We start from the raw sequence: 18,174 nt of genomic DNA, 5'->3' as shown, positions 1-18,174 counted from the left end.
TGAGGTTTTAAAGCTATCGCAGCATCGCTCGACCTTCTTTGGCTAATGCTAGAAGGGGTACTGGGGTGCGAGACTGTTTATTTCACAACTTTTTACTCTTGATTAAGAGATTCAGCATAACTGAAACTTCGCTTTTTAAGACGCATGAAAAACACGCTAATACAATGGTTTAGGTTGAATAAAGGGCCATTCGTAAAGACGTAGTAATTACCAAAATATGGAGTAGGTCAAAAGGAGTAGGTCTGATGGTGGGTTGAGCCTAAAACTCTCATCCGTTAAGTTTTGTAACAATAAAAAACGTCAGCCATCGCTAACAAATACTACCGCCGCCACATAACGTTGCCCCTGGCGTTACGCCAATGGTTACCCTGCCTAATTGTTGGAGTTGGGACCCGCCGGGCTGAAAAATTTATCTTTCAACACGATCACGGAATTTTAGGGATTAAGAATGAATCAAGCTGTTAATCTGACTGCACAACGTATTGGCCAAGCTGGAAGGGGTAAACTTGTTTTAGCTCATGGCTCTGTTGCTGTTACTTTTAACAAGTTACTGGAGCAAGCTAAAAGAGGTAACTACTGGGCGACTTTTATAGTTAGAGAGATTGAGCAACTAACTGCAGGTGTTAATAATAGTAAGCAAGTATACACTCATGAAAAGCTGAGGGCAGGTGGGTATGCTAACTATCGCATGGTTTTACCTGGCTGCTCAGCCACTATTGTTTGTACGCCAAGCGGGGAATACAACATTTATGCTCTTGAGGTAGACTTCGACTATTTCCAGAAGCAGGAAGAAGCTAAGAAGCCTGGCCTTCACTTTGTTCGCAAAGGCAGAGAGGATATGTGGACATCCTCTTTTTTAAGCCAGAAAGAAGTTGCAGATAACGGCAAGAAAATGCGCCAACCTGGGTTTGTTAAAGCCCAATCAGCTAATAAAATGGACTGGATTATTGCTGGTGTTGCTGATCTGAATCACACTCCTGCTGAGGCTGCAAAGGAGGTTGTCACGCATATTGCTGCAAGTCCTTACAACTATCCAAACCTATCTGAACTCGGTTTTAACTTGATGTTTACGCCTGGTAAGGGCTCCATAGGTGGATTGTTTCACCCAAGAGAAGCGTTTAACGCGACCAAATCAGAGCGATTGAATGAGAGTGCAACTATTCTTGCCGATGCAATGATTAAGGCGCAGAAAAAGCGTCAAAAGGTTGCTTGGATTTCACAGTTGGGCGGGTCTGGAGTTCTTACGCAAGCTCTGAAAATATGTAAAGACAGAAACGTTAAACTCAATATGCAAGCAGCCTACTTGGCCAATCCTACGACTTCTTCCTCTCGTGCTTTGGATTTAGCGCTAGGTCTTGGGATGCAAATTGATGTTAACGAAGAGTTTTCGAAAAGCCGTGCGCTTAATCTGAATGAGCTTGTGGGAGGAAATTTGGTTGGCGCTGCACCTATCTATAACATGGTTAAGCGTTTTAGGTCTCAAGAAGGGTATGGTATCAAGCAAGCAATGTGGGAAGGAATGGCTGGTTATGGGAACGGCAAGGAAGTCTATGGCACTGGTGTTGCCGCCGCCGCCTTGGGGACCGCTATGATGTCTGGCTCTTTGAGTACAGTTTGCGAGACGATTGTCAGTTCTGCTCCAATTGCTATTGCTATTGGTATGAATATCCCCGCTTTAAGTAGATATCCAACTTTCAAGGCTGCCTTTAATAACTTAGATCGTAAACTTTGGTAGAAAAGTACCGAATGGGCAATGGAAAATGAATCTACTCGCTCTAAAACTAAGACATTTACACGAGCCGTGTATTCCTGCTGGACCTGACTTTTCCCAGGCTCAGCGGCTGGAGGTTTCCTTATCAGGCAGTATGCTGAGTATGTTGGCTCCGAAACACCAGCCTGCTAAATCGGTAGATAAGGAAATCAGGTTGTCATCGAATCTTAACTTGCATGATGAGTCTATTTACAAGACTGACTTGCATGGCGGATGCGATTATTTCCTGGCCATGAAGAGATTTAGTCGGTTCCGTGGTCCTATTTTTACTGGTTATGTTGCACAGTTAGGCATCACTCTGCTCCTGGAAAAGATATTACCTTCTCGGCCGAATTTTTCTTTGTTTCATGCTGGTGACTTAGAGGGCACCGTAATGTCTCTGTTAACCCAGGAATATGGAAGCGAGTCATCTAATGGGCGAAGCAGTTACGATGCTCCAGTTAATTGGAGCATTAAAGGCGACTTTCCCGTACCGTGCGCTACCTATGAGGTATTAACTGCGCCTAACCGAAGCGGTTTACGGAAGAAGTCTATGGTGTTTCCAGTGGAACATGGAGTCTTAGCGACAATTTCTTTTCACTTCCAACAGTTTGCAATTGGAACCCTTGCTGACCAAGATAAGTTGATTAATCCGCAGCCGTTATATGAATTGGCGCAGAACATAATTGATAGTGTTCAATTGCAACTCTCTCCAAACATACTGAACGAGTATCAAGAAATAAGGTCGCAGCACCCGGATGTAGCGCTAAGCGAAGAGCTTAAGCCGCTAAAATGGACTTCTCCAGAGCAGGATAAAGAGTGGGATGAGTACTCTGCTGAACTTGCAGAACAGCGTAGCGCTTCGGAGTTCTCGAAGCGGCATAGTTAAATCGCTGAATAACTATGTTCTTTGTTAGCAAAAACGCCCTGTAAACTTACAGGGCGTTTTTATTTAACGGTCTACAAAAATAGAGGGAGGCAAGAAGTGAGCATTTGGGCAATCAAGCTCAGGAAAAAAAGACCATGCGCTCCGATAGGGCCCGACTTCGCTGGTACAAAGCTTGTCAGTACTTCATTGTCTGGCTCTAAATTAGGGGTGAGGTTGAATCGTCATATGCCGACGGATGGCGCAGAGCACGCAATTTTTCTGGCTGAAAGCTACAACGTCTTCCATGACGAGTTATATACGGATGTTGGAAGAAAAGACGCTAAGCTGCTTAACATATTAACACGTAGCTGGAAGTTTCGAGGGCCTGCTTTTGTTGGGTATGTTGCGCATGTTAGCTTGGCTGTTACAGTCGAAAAGCGAAATCGCTCAGCTGGCGAAATATCGCTTTTTGAGCCCGCGGAGTTTGAGCGTTTTCTGCTAAGCAGGTTGACCAAGCTATATGGTAGTAAAATCTACGATGGAAGAAGTGAGTATGAAGCGCCATATCAATGGAAAGTTCATCGATCACTTTCTGTGCCTGCGGTTAGCTATGAAATTCGACCTGTAATGGGTGGGCATGATCGCTCAATGTGTTTTGCCTTCCCTCTCGATCATCAAATCTGCGTGCTTTTCTATTTCCAGCTGGTTCAATATGAGCCGGGAAATCTCAATGATAAAGACGAAATGGTTTCCCCTGATCCGCTCTATGCGTTGGTTCGGGAGGTCATTAACAGTGTGACTCTTGAACTTTCTCCTTCAGCTTTAGACGAATACAAGAAGATAAAAGCAAGCTATCCTGAATCGACGCTAAGTGAGCGTCTTCAGCCGTTAAAATGGACAACGCCGGAGCAAGACGCTCAATGGAAAGACAAGCTTAGAAAAGAGGCTGAGTATCGCAGACAAATGGAGGTCTCGGAGAGCGAGCTTGCTCTTGAGGAGAAGCTGAAAGACGCGTCAGCGGAGGAACTAACCAAATATATCGAGCAAGCGATAGAAGCGGAGAAGAAGCAAAGCGGCGATCGGGGTAAAGGCTAGTCCGTGATTACATAGAGATAGCTTGCTCTGCATTCGGGTAATTTATCTTTTTGCTTCCCATTGGCATCCATTCTTATTAAAAAGCCCCGCTTATGCGGGGTTTTTCATATCCCGAGTTTGTAAATTCTGCACTCATGCAGTCGGGTGACTACTTGCCCGCTTATCCGGGTGGCTTTTGACCCGCTTTTTTCTTTTTCTGATATATGGGTCTCGTGTCTATCAGAGGCGTAAGCCGTGTTTCAGTGGCTTGTCCTGGCGTTTCAGGAGAGATGATCTCTCTTTGTCTGGCGCGCAACTTGCTGCACTGGAAAGGGGAGAGTCGTTGGGAAGGAGCATTGCTTATGGAAATGGAGCATGAGGACGATGTCTTGATAGTGGGCCGGAAAATTCTGGAGTACCTGCAAAGTCACCCCTCTGCGGCGGACTCGTTGCAAGGTGTGGTGCGCTGGTGGCTGGCGGGGGAGGAGGCATGCTCTTGGGACAGTGTGCAACGGGCGCTTGAGGGATTGCTGCGTCAGGGCGTTATTGGGCGGCGCATTCTGAGTGACGGCGGCGTAATCTACTATTCCCTTGAAAAGTCTTGAGATGAACGCATGTAAGAAAGTAAGACGTGTCTTAGCTCATGGTGTAGTTAAAATAGGAGTAGCCAATGAAACCCGATGAATTCATGAAGAAGTACGGTTTTGTAGAAGAGGACGAAAAAGAGCACAGTCTGCAGGAAAACGCCAAAGAACGGGCCAGGCATATACATCGACCTAATGCCGGAACGCCCTTTGATTGGGAGGATTGGGAGCGTTATCGCAAAGAGCATGACGTAGAGGAGGGCGAGGCTGACTAGTTGATTACACTGTTAGCCCTCCAGTATCAACTGTGGCCAGGTTTAACTTGGTCATGGCTTGGTTCCCCGACATGTAGCTCATACTTTATGTCCTGAGCCATATCACCATCATCTCCAACAGGCGTGGCGGGTAAATTAATTCAATTAGCCCGAGGCAGTTCCAAAAAGAAGCGACACCCCCCCTTCGGCAGGTTCTGGAAGTCGATGCGTCCCTGATGTTGTTCTATGATGGCTTTGCAGATATAGAGGCCGAGGCCGGAACCGCCGGTGCTGCGGTTGGCGGCGGTATCGCCTTGAGCGAAGCGGGTAAACAGGCGCTTGGCGAGTTCCGGTGTGATGCCGGGCCCTTGGTCGATGACGTTGATGTATAACCGCTCTGGGGTATCTTTGAGCGCGACTTTGATCTCCCCACCATGAGGGGAGAATTTCAGGGCGTTGGAAAGAAGATTCTGCAGCACTTGCAATAAGCGATCATGGTCTGCGTTTATCAAGTCCGTATCCTGGCGTTGAAAATGTAGCGTCACATTCTGGAGTGAGGCGGCTGGAGAGATAGTGTCCACGGCCTCCTGAATAAGTTCAGCCGGGTTTAAAGGCGCTATGTCCAGGGTGAGCCGGCCCGACTCGATACGCTCAATGTCCAGCACCTCATTTACCAGCTTAACCAGTCGAATCGTGTTGTTGCAGGCCATCTGCAGCATATGGGCTTTTTGCTCCGGGTTGTGATCAAAGCGGCCGCTCTGCAACAGTCCTAATGATCCCTGGATTGCGGTTAAAGGCGTGCGTAATTCGTGGCTGACCACGGCGACCCATTCCCGGCGTATATGGTCGAGCCGGTCTTTTTCCATCTCGGCGCGACGCCGCGCTTCCTCATAGATGTATGCGATGATGGCGACAAAGCTCATCGATGCGACGCTGGCGGATAATCGACCTGCCAGCGAATCTTCCCAGCCTTTGCCTTGAATCAGTCCGGTGTTGTGGGCTCCAAGTATTGCCAGCAGGCCGATGGCTGCAAGCAGGACAATCCCCGGCGCACGATATTTATCACCGACAAAGCTCGCGATCAGGGGAAGCGCGGGCAACCAGGTCAGTACGCGGGAGGTGAGGCCGCCATCGCTCCAGGCGGTGGCGAGAATGATGAAGAGCGTGGACAGCAAGAGCAGGTCCGCCGCCAAGCCAGGTCGTCCTGTCAGCCAGAGTGCAATCAAGCCGGATAACAACGACGGCGTGGCGAAGGCGACGACCAGCGTGGAGGCGGTCCAGCCGTCAGTGGCGTAGCGCACCAGCGCCATCGTGGCGGCGCTGATGAAGCCATAGAACAGCAGGCCGACGAGCACCCTCTGACGGCTTAGTTGCGCCTCGGATAGAGACGCGCCGCCAGGAATAAGTCGGTCGAGCAGACTGACGTGCAGCTCTTTGAGTCTTCTCATCGGGCGTCGCGTTTATGGCTGGACTTTCCGGTGTTCCATCCATCGCCGGCGTATGATCGCTGCAGAGTGGGGCGGGTTGAAACCAGAGAAAGGCCAGCCCTTGTAGGCGCTGAAGTCAGTCTACTGTTTAGCTATCAGTTTAGACGAGAAATCAAGGCGGTTTAGACTAAAAATCAACGTTATAGAGCGGAGTAAAAGTTGGCGTCGTCGCCGGGAGTGGAGTTGCGAGCGGTCTCAAACGCTTTGGACATGGAGTCGGCGATGGCGGCTGCGCGGGTTTTCATCAATTCCGCTTTAGGCCCTGCGTGATGGCGATCTATTTCCTGCTGCCACAGGGTGAGCCAGCGTGCGAAATGTTCTGGACGCAAAGGGGATTTTGCGTCCAGCGCCGCATGGGCTTCGTAGACTCTGCCTTGGAAACCTGCGCGCACTCCAAACAACAGGGAGTTCCAGAAGGCGACAATGCGCGGCAGGTGGGCAGGAAGGTCGATGGCCGCAACCTCTGTGAAGAAGAAACCTACTTGCTCATCATTTAACAACAGGGCGTAAAAGCGCTCGATGATATCCTGAATATCATCGACGCTGGCGATGTCCTGAGCAGGTTGAACGGTCACAGATAGACTCCCATGGGTTGCGCAGGCTTATGCGTTTGCAATCGCTTTACGTGCAGCGCCGGGAGCTCCCCAGGCGAATGCGGCGTTCAGCAGTGCGCACATAAGCATGACGGCGACGATAGGAACCAGTGTGCCGTCGGAAAGCGCGGATGACAAGGCGCTGATGGCGCCGGAAATAGTGAACTGCAGCGCGCCCATCAACGCAGACGCCGTGCCGCTGTTGCTTTTAAAAAACTGGATGAAGCAGGCGGAGCCGTTTGGCATGGCGGCGCCAAGCGATCCCACGGAAAGCATGAGCGCGGGAGCGAACAGATACAGTGATGGATAAAAGAAAACGATGGCTATCAGCAGGATCACCCCGAAAGTCTGCAACCATACCGCCAGTCGCAACAGTTGAGCGGACTCCACCCAGGTCAGCAGCGCGCGGTTGGCCATGCTCATCAGGGCCATGACCGCAATATTGCCGGCGAAGAGCAGGGAAAATGCGAATTCGGATAAGCCGAACCATTCCTGATAAATAAAGGACGCGTGAGTCAGAAACGTCAGCATGACGCTGAAGCCCAGGGACTGAATGAAGATGAAGCGCAAGGCGGCGGTATTTTTCAGAATCTCCAGATAATCCGCCAGGACGTTGCGTTTAGGCGGCGGAGAGTGCGGTGGCGCATCAGCGAATAAAGAAAACCATAAGGTGACGATCACCACGCCGGTATACAGCGCCAGAAACAGGAATATCCAGCGCCAGTCAGCAAAAGCGAGAATAGTGCTGCCCAGCGTCGGAGCGATGGCTGGCGCCGCGATCATGATCAATCCGATCAGAGAAAACAGTTTAGCGGTTTCCTGTCCTTCCGTGCGGTCGCGAATGATGGCGGGCACGCTCACTGCGCACCAGCCGCCGCCAAAGGCCTGGGTAAAGCGCCAGATTAGCAGGGAGGCCAGGCTCTCGCTTTGCGACAGCATGAGACAGGAGAACAGGAAGACGGCCAGGCCGGTGAGCATGATCCGGCTGCGGCCAAGACGGTCCGATAACGGGCCGCCGATTAACTGTCCGATGGCCAGTCCCAGAATATACACGCTGATGCTGAGAGAAACGTCGTGAATATCTGCGCCGATTGCTTTGGCGATATCGGGAAAGGCAGGTAGATAGGTATCAATGGCGAAAGGGCCAAGGGCGACCGCCATCGCCAGAATAAAAGCGATACGTGAGTGGCTGCTGGAAGATGTCATGAGAGTCGGCTGCGCTGCGGAGCTTTGTACGAAAAAACAACAAAGCTTGGTTATAACGAAGAAAGCAGGCTAGGATGCCTAATCCTGACCGCCCGGACAAGTGGTAAATTTCGAATTCCTTATGTAATTAATTCGAATTGAAAAATTAACGAATCTTCTCACCGCCATTCCGCATATTCCCTTCGGCTGATTTCATTAGTTTGGAATTGCAGTTAGATTGAACTTACCTGAAAACACAATAAAAATTGATTTTATGTTGCACGATAGATCATTTTTACTGAAAGCGAAAGACGCTCTTACTGAAGCGGATCTGCTCAATACGGAAAGCCCGTTTTACGCCAGCGTATTACTGCGTGAGGCGGGGCGCACCATGCTCATGCCGGACCGCATTGGCGCCGCCTGCTGGATTGGAAAAAGCTATTCATTGCGGGATATTCCATCTTCGCAATCGAGATATTACGCCAGATGGTTCAAGGACTTGCTGGATAGATTGCGTCAGGAACGCGTGTTTCTGGTGTATAACGATGAAGCGCCGCCACAGATGCCGATCTTCCAGCGCAGCGCCAGCGGAGAAGGCTTGCAGGCGGCGCCGGATTGCGCTGAACTGGCGGCTCGTTTGCTCAGAGAATTGCATACTGGTACGGCTCAGAATGCGCCAAGCCAACCCGTCTCTCACGCCAACCCAACACGGCGGAAAAAACAGGCGGCCTTGATGTTTGAGTAATGTTTGCACACACGAGAAAAAAATGGTCTTATTGCGCGCCTTTTTGTTGTCGTGGTGTTTTACATGAAAAAGTTGTTCGCGCTGGTGGTGGTCGCCGGTCTTATTTATCAGTTCAAGCCGGAGTGGATTCCGTTTACCCAGCCCGAAGGCGCCTTTTACGTTGATGGCTCTCCCAGAACGTTGCTGTTTACTTTTAGCGATTGCGGGCAACCCTGCGCCAAGGTCAAAGACGAATTAAAACGCAGAGGCGCCGCCTATGAAGAAGTGGTGGTGGACGCCAGTGCGGAAAATCGCCAGCTGTGGGACGGTTTCTCACCCTATAACTCATTCCCATTATTGATTGTCGGCAATGAGCGGGTTTATGGCGACATGGGCATTGAGGTGGCGACTGCGCTGGCGTTGAATTATGGCGAGGATTCGCTCACATCAGAAGAACGTGAGCTGACATCCTCGCATTTCAATGCGGACGGCTCCCCAAGAGTTGTGATGTATGGCGCGGACTGGTGTCCTCATTGTAAAAAGCTGCGCGGCGAATTTCGGGATGACGGTATGGCGTTTTCCGAGATTGACGTGGAAAAAGCGTATAACAGAGACCAACTCATCCGCACGCTGGGCATCAACGGTTATCCCGTGACTTACGTGGGATATCGTCGTGTGGTGGGGAATGACATCAAAGCTATTAAGAAAGCGCTCGCCAGTTATTAATCCTCGTTAAATATCCAAGCATTCCAAAGGCCGCCATTGCGGCCTTTTTCACTTCAGGTTCTCCTGCAGAATATTACAGAACAGCGCCCCCTGTTCGATGGCGTCGTCCAGCGCCACATGGGTATGAGGCAGGGGATCAAACCAATGTTGGGGCATCTTACGTTTGGCGGTCTCCCTGAAGGGTGTTTTCAGCACCGCCATCGCGTAGCTTTTGATGTCCAGCGCAGAGTGAGAAAACGGACTCTCGCCGGTGAATTTCATCAGATACCAGTAGACGAACATAAAGTCGTAGGAAGCGGGATAACCGACGAAAACAGGCTTGCCGGGCAATTGCTTGAGCCACTGCAGATACTGCTGCATCGCCTGTTGCGGCGGCTGCAGGTCCTGGCGACAGGCATCCCAGGCGACCTGATTTTGCTCCCACCAGGCCTGCGTATCCGGGTGGGCGGAGGCTTCAGGGAGAGTTTCCAGGTTGGCGGAGAAGGTCCCGACCAATTCCTTTTCCGCCGTATAAGCCGCTGAAGCGAAGCTCAGCATGGAATGCGGTCCGGGAATCGGTCCGTCCGCCTCCACATCGGTACTGACATAAATTTCTGGTTTCGCCATAAGTCACCTGTGCTAATTAAGTAAGAAATGTGTCGAAAGACTTAATCATTGGCCGCTAAATAGGGCGCAATGCCAGTGAATACAGGGCGGTAGAACACCGCCTCCGCCTGCGACAATTCCGCCAACGGGTACTTCTTGCCTTTCCGAAAGCGGGGGTTGTTAGAGTCCGTCACTTTGCCATGGCTCAGTAGCGCCTTGATCAATACCTCTATATATAGGCTGCGTATGGGAATTTCATCGTGGATGAAAACCTCCATGATTGCTTCCAGCAGATAGCGTTGCGCTGCACGCAGTCCTTGATACTTTAATATGTCATGTATGCAAGGGATTCCGTCTGCGAGGATGTCGCCGCGAGAGATCTGTGTTCCCTCGAGAGCTGGAGAATAGAAATAGCTTGGCTCGAGTGTGTGACGCTTTCCATTCGTTTCCGTAATGGTGGGGTGCAATAGACTCCCACCGTAGCGAGAGGCAGGGGGGACCTTTTCGAAAGAAAGGCGCCCGTTAACAGGTGATATTATTTGTTTTTGTACATAAGCATATTTGGAGGCGCGTCCAGTCAGAAAGTATTCCAGTTTGTCAGGGCAGTGATAGAGATCTTTGCTTGGGCTCTGCTTATCCCTTGCTCCTATTTTTTCGCCTTTGTGTACGGTCGCTTTGTCAGTAATGAATATGGAGTCGTTAGGCAAGAGTGGAATCTTGGAGAGCTGTGCACCGGACTCAGAGTAAATAAGTATTGTGGGAGACTGGGTGCGATTATCTTTTTGACGCTTATTTAAAATAATGAAAGATTTCAGTTCGGTAAGCTCGTCATGGACTTCTTCGAATGTCTCGTCCTTAATAAGCTGGTGAAAGACAGCAACGCCATCTTCGAGAGCGATAATAGGCTGATGGTAGGGGTGGGTTTGAAAAAGAGCGTCTCCTGCTTTGATTTGAATCCCATCTTGCACTAACAATGTATCCCCATATCCAACCAGAACGCTGGACCACAGGTTTCCTGCGTCATCTAGAATATTTATTCTGCCATTGAAGGAGCAGGCTACAAATTTTTGTTCTTCTTTATGGGCAAGAGCACTTAACCCTTCAAATTGGACCCATCCAGATTTGTTTGCACGTGTGATGTTGTCTTTGGGAGTCGCGCGAAAAGTTGCAGCGCCAAAACTCACAACAATGGGCTCTATAGTTTTAGATAAATGCGCGAATGTAATGTTCGTCAGTGCGGCGATATTTGTGTTGAGCGGCAACCAGTATTGAAGCGTTGGAGACTGTCCACAACATACTTGGCAAATGCCTGCTTCAGCTTGGCAAGTTAGCGGGGACCTTACAATAACGCCGAGAACCTGATGGTTCAGTATCTGATCAAGATGACGTGGCCTGATGATTTTATTGGCTTCAATAATAACTTGTCCGGTTGCTGGCGATTGGACCGGTTGAGCAGTTACTCGCCCTATCAACGCTGCATTATTGGTAATCTCTGAATGAGAGAGAGGAATGGGGAAACCTGCTTCGGCGTTGCAGTCTTCGACAAGCGTAATCAGCTGCTTATTTATGCGATTAAGCTGGTGGAAAAGTGTTGCGGCGCTTTGCCTCCTTTTAACATTGGCTTTTAACTCGGAGCGGTATATTTCCGCTTCAATGAAGTGCTCAAAAGGCCTGACGCCGCCAGCTTTGTTGCCAGGAAGGGCTGTGGTGGCGTACATGAAATTTTTTCTCAACATATGGATGGCGACAATTGAGCAACAACCTGAGGCAGAATCTTTCCCAAGTGCGTTTACCTCGTTGTGCCACAATGTTGGAGAGGTAAGACCAAATCGTTCTGATAGAAGCGTATCTATTTGTTGGATTGCACTGTTGTGAGTCGTGAAAAGTATAGCGCCATGCTTGTTATAGCGCTCACCTTGGGTGAAAAGTCCTGCTTCATACTGGTCGTAGAACTCCAGCAACTCAGACTCACTCTCCTTCCGAAGTTGCGGTAGATCCGGCAGTGTCTCCAGTTCTTTGAATGATGGAGAGATTGTGAGATGGGGGCGGTATGTATGCGCCAATGTGGTCAATATCTCCGCAAGCATGGGAAGGTCAAAGCTCGACTCCAGGGCCACACGGGTGAACAGCGTGTCGAGAAACAGTTTGTTGAAACAGCGGTTCAGTTCCTCTAATGAGAACCAGCGTGAGAGACTCCGGTTCGCCAAGATACGACCCACCGTTGAGAGCGTGCGGTTGCGACCGAGTCTCACTTGTTGCTGTAGTGACGCCAGACCTCGATCATATCGATGCACCGCTTCGTCAGGGTGCAGCAGGTCCAGGGTTGGTTTGGCGTCATCCCTGCAGGTCAGCTCGTATAAGGTGATGATATCCGCATTGTTCAGCCTGTTGTGTCCAGAGAACTTGAATTCCTTGTCAGGATCATATTCAAACTGTTGAACTGCACTGACTGTCTGGGCGCCGGTTTGCAGATAGACCCTGACTCTGGCGCCGTATTCGATATGTTTTTCGGGATAATCATGCGCCGATAACTGTACTGTCGGACCACCGGTGAGACAGGGGATAAGGCTCAAGGTTTGCGGAGGCGAACCCGGAAAATGTATCGCTACCCGATTCTGCGACATGAGCGTCGTTAGGGTCTCAGGCAGGGTCGATGAGGAGAGGGTGCGGATATCGCCCTGTGCAAGGCGGGGCGTCAGAAGCGGCGCAAAGACTTTGACAGCGACAGACAGGGGCAGCCCCACATGTCCCTGGCGCATAAGCGGCGAATGAACGCTGACTGCGCCTGTTTCGTTTGGATAATTCAATCCTTCGACTATCAGGGCCCGTAAGTCCGGCGCTAAATCTTTTATTGCATGCATATCAAATACCCGCTGTTGACAGATGGCCAATGAGCCGTATAATGGCGCTTATATACCTTCCATAAGTTACATATCTTCTTGTTTTCCCTAACAAAAAACCGTCAACGTTAATACTCTTTCATCTTTCTTGCAAACACTTTCCTATATGATGGCGTCTCCGTCGATGGAGTGGCGTTTATCCTTTGCTGATGCGGGTTGGCGACAGCAATTTCAGGCTTGCGTTCTATACTAGTGGCAGGACTGAAACCAAGTTTGCGAACTTTTGCAATCTGCGTTGAGGACAAAGGGATGAACGGACAAGAAAGAGTGTTGTTGGACGCCAGGCCGGGGCAGGCGGTTTATAACCGCATTACCTTGCCCTTTTACGATTCTATGGTGCTTGGCTTTTCCAATCATTTCGCTTGGCGTTGTCCATCGGCGAATCTGCTCGAACTGTATAACCGGAACCTGTCGGCGTCTCATCTGGAGATGGGCGTGGGCACCGGCTACTTTCTCGACCATTGTACTCCTGCCGTTCGGCTCGAAAAGCTGACGTTATTGGACCTGAATCCAACGTGCCTGCGTTATACCGCCGGTCGCCTCTGGCGCTATCAGCCAAGGTCGTTGAGGCACAATGCGTTAGAGCCATTCCCTTTAGACTCACATCAGTTCGGCTCTGTGGGATTGAATTACTTACTGCACTGCATGCCCGGCTCGCCGGAGCAGAAGGGCGTTGTATTTGATCACGTGAAAGCCGTGTTGGCGGAGGTAGGCGTCTGCTTCGGTTCGACGATCATTAATAACGGTGGGGAATCCCGGTTGGGCGGACTGTTGAAGATGCTCTACAACCGCAAAGGAATTTTCAGCAACCTGAAGGATACCGCCGACGCCTGGATCGAGCAGTTGGAGGCTAGGTTCAGGCGGGTGCAAACGCAAGAGATCGGCGCTGTTCTGTTGTTTTCCGCTAGAGACTGATCTTGTTGCGGTCACTATTTGACTGACGACAAAGAGCTAAGCAAACATGGCAATTACTTCAAAAAGAACCGGAGTCATCGCGACTGTGGCCATTATCTGGCTGATCGCGACGTCCTATTTTGTATACCTCAGCCTTACCTCTGAAGCGGACTCCGACCGCAGACGAGATATGAGAGAGTTTCAGCATGGCGTAGATTTTGTACGTCGGGCTGACGGTAAATATGTGTTGGTCTGGTCCAGCTCAGGATCGCCTTTGGACCCCAAGGAGGCGGATGGCGATGAGTGGATTCATGACGTTTATTACTCCTTCATTGACCCGAAAGATCCCCAGCTTGATCCGGTCACGCTGATCTCCGCGCCCCTGGCGCAGGAGCCCGCCAGTTCCGCCATCAATGACGATGGCCATATCATGGTCACCATGGAGGACGCCTGGAATGTAGAGAATGTTCTGGCGCAGACTTTCGGACTGTATGACAGCGACATGAGTCCGATCAAAGCCTATCAGCAGGTCGTCTATGATGGCGGGCACTCCGGCCATGTGACGTCGGCCGGCAAGCGTTTCATTGTGTTCTATTCTGAAGAATGGGTGGATGGCGGCGGCGTCGACGACCTTGGCTCCGGCGACGACGTGCTGATGGCGGTCTACGACACCCATGGCGAATTGCTGCACGAACGTGATGTCGCCGTCGGCGACCGCACCCGGGACTGGTGGCCGCTGGCGGCGGGCTCCGATCGCAGGGCGTTGCTGGTGTGGCAGCGCTTTGTGGACGATAAGCCCTACGCCCGTCTGATGTATCGCATGTATGACCCAGTGGGCGACAAATGGGTGAAAGGGGAGACCGAGCTGGTCAAAACCCAGGAATACTATACCTACGATGTGCAATACATCGGCGCGATTGATCGTTTTCTGGTGACAGGCGCCTACAGCAACGGCGGTGGATTTGCCTATTTGATCGCCCCCGACGGCTCCATCACCGCCAGAAACACCAATCTGCCGCCTCTGGTGAGGGAAGCCCAGCCGGCCATTCGAACCGTTAACGGCAAACTGCTGGCGGTGTATCCCGCAGCGCCAGACAGGCTGATGGTGCTGTCTCTCACCAAGACGTCGATCTCTCTTGAGAAGCGGATACCGGTGGACTATCGCTGGTCCTACATCGGAACCGATGGCATTTTCCTTGATGACGGCACGGTGTATTTCGTGTCCCTGTCCGCGAACGGTCCCAAACAGCTGAAGGTCAGCGTCAACCTCGATTAAACCTCTCACCCGGGCCGACGGACTGAGCGCCGTCGGCCATCCCTGTCTATAGTAAAAGTGGCTGTGAATCATAAACGAACAAAGATTCTCTAAGGGAAGACGCCCAAGGGAAAGGATCAAGGCTATGGCGACAATACGCATGGACAAGGAGAACACGCAGGCGGAGCGGCAAACTCGGCAGGGACAAAGATTGACGAAACGGCGCGCGGGAATGCTCGCTGTGGCGGCTTTGTCGGGATTGACCGGCTCTTGCGCATTGAAACAACAAGGAAACTGGATACAGGAGGGAGAGACTGTGCCCGGCGGCAAGGGCAACGTGGTGGATCTGGATCAGGGCTGGACCGACGACACCCAGGCGGCGTTTTATTTCTCCTCACAAGGCTCGCGCATCATTCCCTATAAATGGTTTCTGGTGCTCGAGCGCAAGGACAGTCAGGCGCTGTTTCGCGCGGACGACCATATGGAGCGCATGCGCTATCTGCCGTCCACGCAGGTGGGCTCCTGGAACCCGGATGGACTCCCGGTCGGTTTCGTTAAGGACACCGGGGAAAACGGCGAGCAATGGATGGGCTTTAGTTGCGCCGCCTGCCATACGGGACAAGTAAGCTACCGGGGGCAGGAGATTCGTATCGACGGCGGCCCGACCCTGGGCGACGTGCAGACTTTCAACGCCGCGCTGGTGGATGCGCTGAGCAGCACCTATCAGGACAACGCCAAGTTTGATCGTTTCGCTATCAATGTGTTGGGCGAGCCGGATATGGAAGCGAAATTCAAGTTGCGTCAGGCGCTGTTGGCGCAAACGGAAGAGCTGGCCACCCGCAATCTGATCAATCACTCTGCGCCTCATCAGCCGGATTATGGCTATGGGCGAGTGGACGCCATTGGGCAGATCTTCAATCAGATCATGGTGTATTTCAACGATATGCCCAACAACGGACATCCCGCCAACGCCCCGGTGAGCTATCCGTTTCTGTGGGGAACCCAGCAGTCGAATGTGGTGCAGTGGACGGGCTTCGCGCCCAATGGCCCGTTTGATTTCGGCGCGCTGATTCGCAATGCTGGCGAAGTGCTTGGCGTGTATGGCCAACTCAATATCCCCGACGATAAATCGGTGTATCGTTACAAGTCCTCGTTTGATATCAAGGGGCTGGGGGATCTGGAGGCCTGGGTGGCGGATTTGCGTTCGCCGGCGTGGCCGACGGAGTACCTTCCCGCCGTCAATCCGGAGGTCGCCGCCCAGGGTAAGATGCACTACGACAAATACTGCCTGAGCTGCCATCAAGTGATTCCTCGCAGTCGTGAAGCGGCGGTCTATAACGCGGTGCTGACGCCCATAAACCAGGTGGGTACAGACCCGTTGGAATGGACCAATATGATGAAGTGCTATGACGCCGGTAAGTATGAAGGCCGCAAGAGCATGGGCATTATCGGCGACCCCATTCCCGCCACGACGTCCGGGCTTGAGCCTTTGGTGAACGCCGCAGTAGGCGGTTTGTTGGAGCACACGGCGGACTCCATTGACGCGGCCTCCGTGGACTATGCGACCGAGCTGCACTCCGAAAAGGCGCGCCAGGAGAAACTCAAGGATGTGATGGAGCAGTTCAAAATCAAGCAATCGCCATCCGTCGCCTGCGGCGATAATCTCCCGATCAGTGAGGGGACATATAAGGCGCGGCCATTGAACGGCATATGGGCGACGGCCCCCTATCTGCATAACGGCTCTGTGCCGAATCTGTATGAGCTGCTGTTGCCGGCGTCGCAGCGCTCCAAGAAGTTTTATCTGGGCTCGCGGGAGCTGGACGTGGTTAAAGTTGGATACGTCTCCATGCCGCATATGACGCTGTCCGATGGCGCGCTGATCAAGACGTTCGAATACGATACCAGCCTGAAGGGCAACGCCAACAGCGGGCATGAGTATGGCTCCAAAGACATGAAGGAGTCTGAGCGCATGGAGTTGCTGGAGTACTTGAAAACGTTATGAGGCGATCTCCTCAGAGATAACCGGAGCGCAGTCGGGCGTTCCGGTCTGATCGAGTCTTGATCCGGCAGGAGGAGGATTAGCGTCCCGCTTGCTCCACCAACGCGCGGATTTCCGGGTCTCTGACTTCAAAGGTGTCGAAGACGCCTAGTTGCCGCAGGCCCGGAATCAGTTCCAGCAAATCGTTTTTCGCCGCGGTCCGCTCCGCATCGGAAAGGCGCTCGTCCTTCATATCCCGGGCGCTCAACATAAACGCGGCGATTGAACCCTTGCGCAGGGTGACGCCTTGATGGGCGAACATATTTTCGTTTTCGGCAAGCACTTGTTCTGGTTTCATATCTGCAATCTCCTTTGGGGTTAACGGCGCTGAGGTGTGAGCGCCGGATTGATTTCTATGTTATTTCCTTCTAAATTGACCGGCTAACGCCAATCAGAAAATAAATTGCTCAATCCAGCCAAATGTATGTCTCCCTTTCCTGCTAATGCCGGTTCGCCGGTTTTACCTCAAGATATTTTGGTGCGCCGTCTTAGATCGGAGGGAACGGAGGAAAGGAAAGGGCATTCTCATGAATATGGGCAATTGTTTTGCGTATTGCAGGGGCTGACGGTGGCGGATACGGATGCCGGGCGCTGGTTAATGCCGTCCAATCGTCTGGGCTGGATACCCCCTGGCGTATGGCACGGCGCGCAATATTTCGGCGCCATAGCCGGCTGGAGCCTTTACCTGCATCCAGACATTTGCGCCCCCTTGCCTGACAAGCCTTGCGTCTATGAAGCGAACGCTTTGATGACGCCTATCATCGCGCGAATCGCTGAATGGCCGGGTGGCGAGCCTCTGGATGCTCCCCGTCGCCGCTTGTTGCATGTCCTGCTGGATGAAATCCAAGCGGCGCGGCAACCCGCGCTGCACCTGCCCATGCCAAGAGACAAGCGCCTCCTGCGTCTGAGCCATAAACTGCTCGGGGCCCCGGAAAACAACGATTCCTTGCTGGCGCTGGCCAGTGACAACGGCATGAGCGAACGCACGCTGACTCGCAAATTTCGCGAAGAAACCGGTCTGTCCCTGGGACAATGGCGACAACTGGCCAGACTGGCCCGCGCCCTCGAATTACTGGCCCAGGGCGTCCCCGTCACCCAAACTGCCCTGGACCTGGGATACGACAGCGTCAGCGCCTTTATTGCGCTGTTTCGGCGTTATTTTGGCGAGACGCCGGGGCGGTATTTGAAATAGTCAGGCTCAATGACAATTTAGTCTCTGCATCAAGCATTTCCTCATTTCTTACACACTTCTTCCGT

17 protein-coding genes are annotated in these 18,174 nt (G+C 51.9%); 11 read left to right on the top strand and 6 right to left on the bottom strand.

Going from position 1 to position 18,174, the window contains the following annotated elements; all coding sequences use genetic code 11:
- Nucleotides 1-448 precede the first annotated feature (448 nt).
- The 5 genes from ACQYWX_RS19540 (at nt 449) to ACQYWX_RS19520 (ending at nt 4,551) form a co-directional block, all read left to right on the top strand.
- Complete coding sequence (locus ACQYWX_RS19540) at nt 449-1,735, top strand: hypothetical protein (RefSeq protein WP_431686032.1); 1,287 nt, start codon at nt 449-451, stop codon at nt 1,733-1,735.
- Between the two features lie 25 nt (nt 1,736-1,760).
- Nucleotides 1,761-2,639: a hypothetical protein gene (locus ACQYWX_RS19535; RefSeq protein WP_431686031.1), complete on the top strand. Its 879-nt coding sequence runs from the start codon at nt 1,761-1,763 to the stop codon at nt 2,637-2,639.
- A 96-nt stretch (nt 2,640-2,735) separates the two neighbouring features.
- Nucleotides 2,736-3,713 carry a hypothetical protein gene (locus ACQYWX_RS19530; protein ID WP_431686030.1) on the top strand — a complete coding sequence of 326 codons (978 nt, stop codon included), beginning with the start codon at nt 2,736-2,738 and terminating at the stop codon, nt 3,711-3,713.
- Between the two features lie 341 nt (nt 3,714-4,054).
- A complete protein-coding gene (locus ACQYWX_RS19525; RefSeq protein WP_216739405.1) occupies nt 4,055-4,297 on the top strand; it encodes a hypothetical protein in 243 nt (80 codons plus the stop codon).
- Nucleotides 4,298-4,362: 65 nt separating this feature from the next.
- Nucleotides 4,363-4,551 carry a hypothetical protein gene (locus ACQYWX_RS19520; protein ID WP_279507434.1) on the top strand — a complete coding sequence of 63 codons (189 nt, stop codon included), beginning with the start codon at nt 4,363-4,365 and terminating at the stop codon, nt 4,549-4,551.
- 140 nt (nt 4,552-4,691) lie between these two features.
- On the opposite strand, the gene ACQYWX_RS19515 is transcribed toward ACQYWX_RS19520, so the two are convergent.
- The 3 genes from ACQYWX_RS19515 to ACQYWX_RS19505 form a co-directional block, all read right to left on the bottom strand.
- Nucleotides 4,692-5,978: a sensor histidine kinase gene (locus tag ACQYWX_RS19515; protein ID WP_431686029.1), complete on the bottom strand. Its 1,287-nt coding sequence runs from the start codon at nt 5,976-5,978 to the stop codon at nt 4,692-4,694.
- A gap of 179 nt (nt 5,979-6,157) precedes the next feature.
- Complete coding sequence (locus ACQYWX_RS19510) at nt 6,158-6,592, bottom strand: group III truncated hemoglobin (protein ID WP_431686028.1); 435 nt, start codon at nt 6,590-6,592, stop codon at nt 6,158-6,160.
- A 27-nt stretch (nt 6,593-6,619) separates the two neighbouring features.
- Nucleotides 6,620-7,816: a multidrug effflux MFS transporter gene (locus ACQYWX_RS19505; RefSeq protein WP_279507437.1), complete on the bottom strand. Its 1,197-nt coding sequence runs from the start codon at nt 7,814-7,816 to the stop codon at nt 6,620-6,622.
- Nucleotides 7,817-8,069: 253 nt separating this feature from the next.
- Between ACQYWX_RS19505 and ACQYWX_RS19500 the strand changes: the two genes are divergently transcribed.
- Together ACQYWX_RS19500 and ACQYWX_RS19495 are read left to right on the top strand one after the other, a co-directional pair.
- Complete coding sequence (locus ACQYWX_RS19500; protein ID WP_431686027.1) at nt 8,070-8,540, top strand: hypothetical protein; 471 nt, start codon at nt 8,070-8,072, stop codon at nt 8,538-8,540.
- Nucleotides 8,541-8,603: 63 nt separating this feature from the next.
- Nucleotides 8,604-9,245: a glutaredoxin family protein gene (locus tag ACQYWX_RS19495; RefSeq protein WP_431686026.1), complete on the top strand. Its 642-nt coding sequence runs from the start codon at nt 8,604-8,606 to the stop codon at nt 9,243-9,245.
- Nucleotides 9,246-9,293: 48 nt separating this feature from the next.
- Here ACQYWX_RS19495 and ACQYWX_RS19490 read toward each other — a convergent pair whose 3' ends face one another.
- Nucleotides 9,294-9,851: an exonuclease gene (locus ACQYWX_RS19490; RefSeq protein WP_431686025.1), complete on the bottom strand. Its 558-nt coding sequence runs from the start codon at nt 9,849-9,851 to the stop codon at nt 9,294-9,296.
- Between the two features lie 41 nt (nt 9,852-9,892).
- Complete coding sequence (locus tag ACQYWX_RS19485) at nt 9,893-12,691, bottom strand: hypothetical protein (RefSeq protein WP_431686024.1); 2,799 nt, start codon at nt 12,689-12,691, stop codon at nt 9,893-9,895.
- Nucleotides 12,692-12,979: 288 nt separating this feature from the next.
- On the opposite strand from ACQYWX_RS19485, the gene ACQYWX_RS19480 reads away from it, so the two are divergent.
- The 3 genes from ACQYWX_RS19480 (at nt 12,980) to ACQYWX_RS19470 (ending at nt 16,881) form a co-directional block, all read left to right on the top strand.
- A complete protein-coding gene (locus tag ACQYWX_RS19480) occupies nt 12,980-13,645 on the top strand; it encodes a class I SAM-dependent methyltransferase (protein ID WP_216739414.1) in 666 nt (221 codons plus the stop codon).
- A gap of 46 nt (nt 13,646-13,691) precedes the next feature.
- A complete protein-coding gene (locus ACQYWX_RS19475) occupies nt 13,692-14,900 on the top strand; it encodes a hypothetical protein (RefSeq protein WP_431686023.1) in 1,209 nt (402 codons plus the stop codon).
- 124 nt (nt 14,901-15,024) lie between these two features.
- A complete protein-coding gene (locus ACQYWX_RS19470; RefSeq protein WP_431686022.1) occupies nt 15,025-16,881 on the top strand; it encodes a di-heme-cytochrome C peroxidase in 1,857 nt (618 codons plus the stop codon).
- A gap of 76 nt (nt 16,882-16,957) precedes the next feature.
- Here the strand turns inward: ACQYWX_RS19470 and ACQYWX_RS19465 are convergent, their stop codons facing one another.
- The gene (locus ACQYWX_RS19465; protein WP_431686021.1) at nt 16,958-17,215 is read right to left on the bottom strand and encodes a hypothetical protein; all 258 of its coding nucleotides are present in this window, start codon (nt 17,213-17,215) and stop codon (nt 16,958-16,960) included.
- 180 nt (nt 17,216-17,395) lie between these two features.
- On the opposite strand from ACQYWX_RS19465, the gene ACQYWX_RS19460 reads away from it, so the two are divergent.
- The gene (locus ACQYWX_RS19460; RefSeq protein WP_431686020.1) at nt 17,396-18,109 is read left to right on the top strand and encodes an AraC family transcriptional regulator; all 714 of its coding nucleotides are present in this window, start codon (nt 17,396-17,398) and stop codon (nt 18,107-18,109) included.
- The last annotated feature ends 65 nt before the right edge of the window (nt 18,110-18,174 follow it).

Origin of the sequence: Hahella sp. NBU794, from assembly GCF_050749805.1 — a bacterium.
In the GTDB taxonomy this organism is placed as follows: domain Bacteria; phylum Pseudomonadota; class Gammaproteobacteria; order Pseudomonadales; family Oleiphilaceae; genus Hahella.
The sequence above is the reverse complement of the archived record's forward strand: the minus strand, read 5'-3'. Positions and strand labels throughout refer to the sequence as shown.

What these genes read in the sequence shown, in the direction of transcription:
- ACQYWX_RS19500 (WP_431686027.1), top strand. Translation starts at nt 8,070, where the DNA reads ATGTTGCACGATAGATCATTTTTACTGAAAGCGAAAGACGCTCTTACT.
- ACQYWX_RS19495 (WP_431686026.1), top strand. Translation starts at nt 8,604, where the DNA reads ATGAAAAAGTTGTTCGCGCTGGTGGTGGTCGCCGGTCTTATTTATCAG.
- ACQYWX_RS19475 (WP_431686023.1), top strand. Translation starts at nt 13,692, where the DNA reads ATGGCAATTACTTCAAAAAGAACCGGAGTCATCGCGACTGTGGCCATT.
- ACQYWX_RS19540 (WP_431686032.1), top strand. Translation starts at nt 449, where the DNA reads ATGAATCAAGCTGTTAATCTGACTGCACAACGTATTGGCCAAGCTGGA.
- ACQYWX_RS19470 (WP_431686022.1), top strand. Translation starts at nt 15,025, where the DNA reads ATGGCGACAATACGCATGGACAAGGAGAACACGCAGGCGGAGCGGCAA.
- ACQYWX_RS19480 (WP_216739414.1), top strand. Translation starts at nt 12,980, where the DNA reads ATGAACGGACAAGAAAGAGTGTTGTTGGACGCCAGGCCGGGGCAGGCG.
- ACQYWX_RS19465 (WP_431686021.1), bottom strand. Translation starts at nt 17,215, where the DNA reads ATGAAACCAGAACAAGTGCTTGCCGAAAACGAAAATATGTTCGCCCAT.
- ACQYWX_RS19505 (WP_279507437.1), bottom strand. Translation starts at nt 7,816, where the DNA reads ATGACATCTTCCAGCAGCCACTCACGTATCGCTTTTATTCTGGCGATG.
- ACQYWX_RS19490 (WP_431686025.1), bottom strand. Translation starts at nt 9,851, where the DNA reads ATGGCGAAACCAGAAATTTATGTCAGTACCGATGTGGAGGCGGACGGA.
- ACQYWX_RS19520 (WP_279507434.1), top strand. Translation starts at nt 4,363, where the DNA reads ATGAAACCCGATGAATTCATGAAGAAGTACGGTTTTGTAGAAGAGGAC.
- ACQYWX_RS19535 (WP_431686031.1), top strand. Translation starts at nt 1,761, where the DNA reads ATGAATCTACTCGCTCTAAAACTAAGACATTTACACGAGCCGTGTATT.
- ACQYWX_RS19485 (WP_431686024.1), bottom strand. Translation starts at nt 12,691, where the DNA reads ATGCATGCAATAAAAGATTTAGCGCCGGACTTACGGGCCCTGATAGTC.
- ACQYWX_RS19525 (WP_216739405.1), top strand. Translation starts at nt 4,055, where the DNA reads ATGGAAATGGAGCATGAGGACGATGTCTTGATAGTGGGCCGGAAAATT.
- ACQYWX_RS19515 (WP_431686029.1), bottom strand. Translation starts at nt 5,978, where the DNA reads ATGAGAAGACTCAAAGAGCTGCACGTCAGTCTGCTCGACCGACTTATT.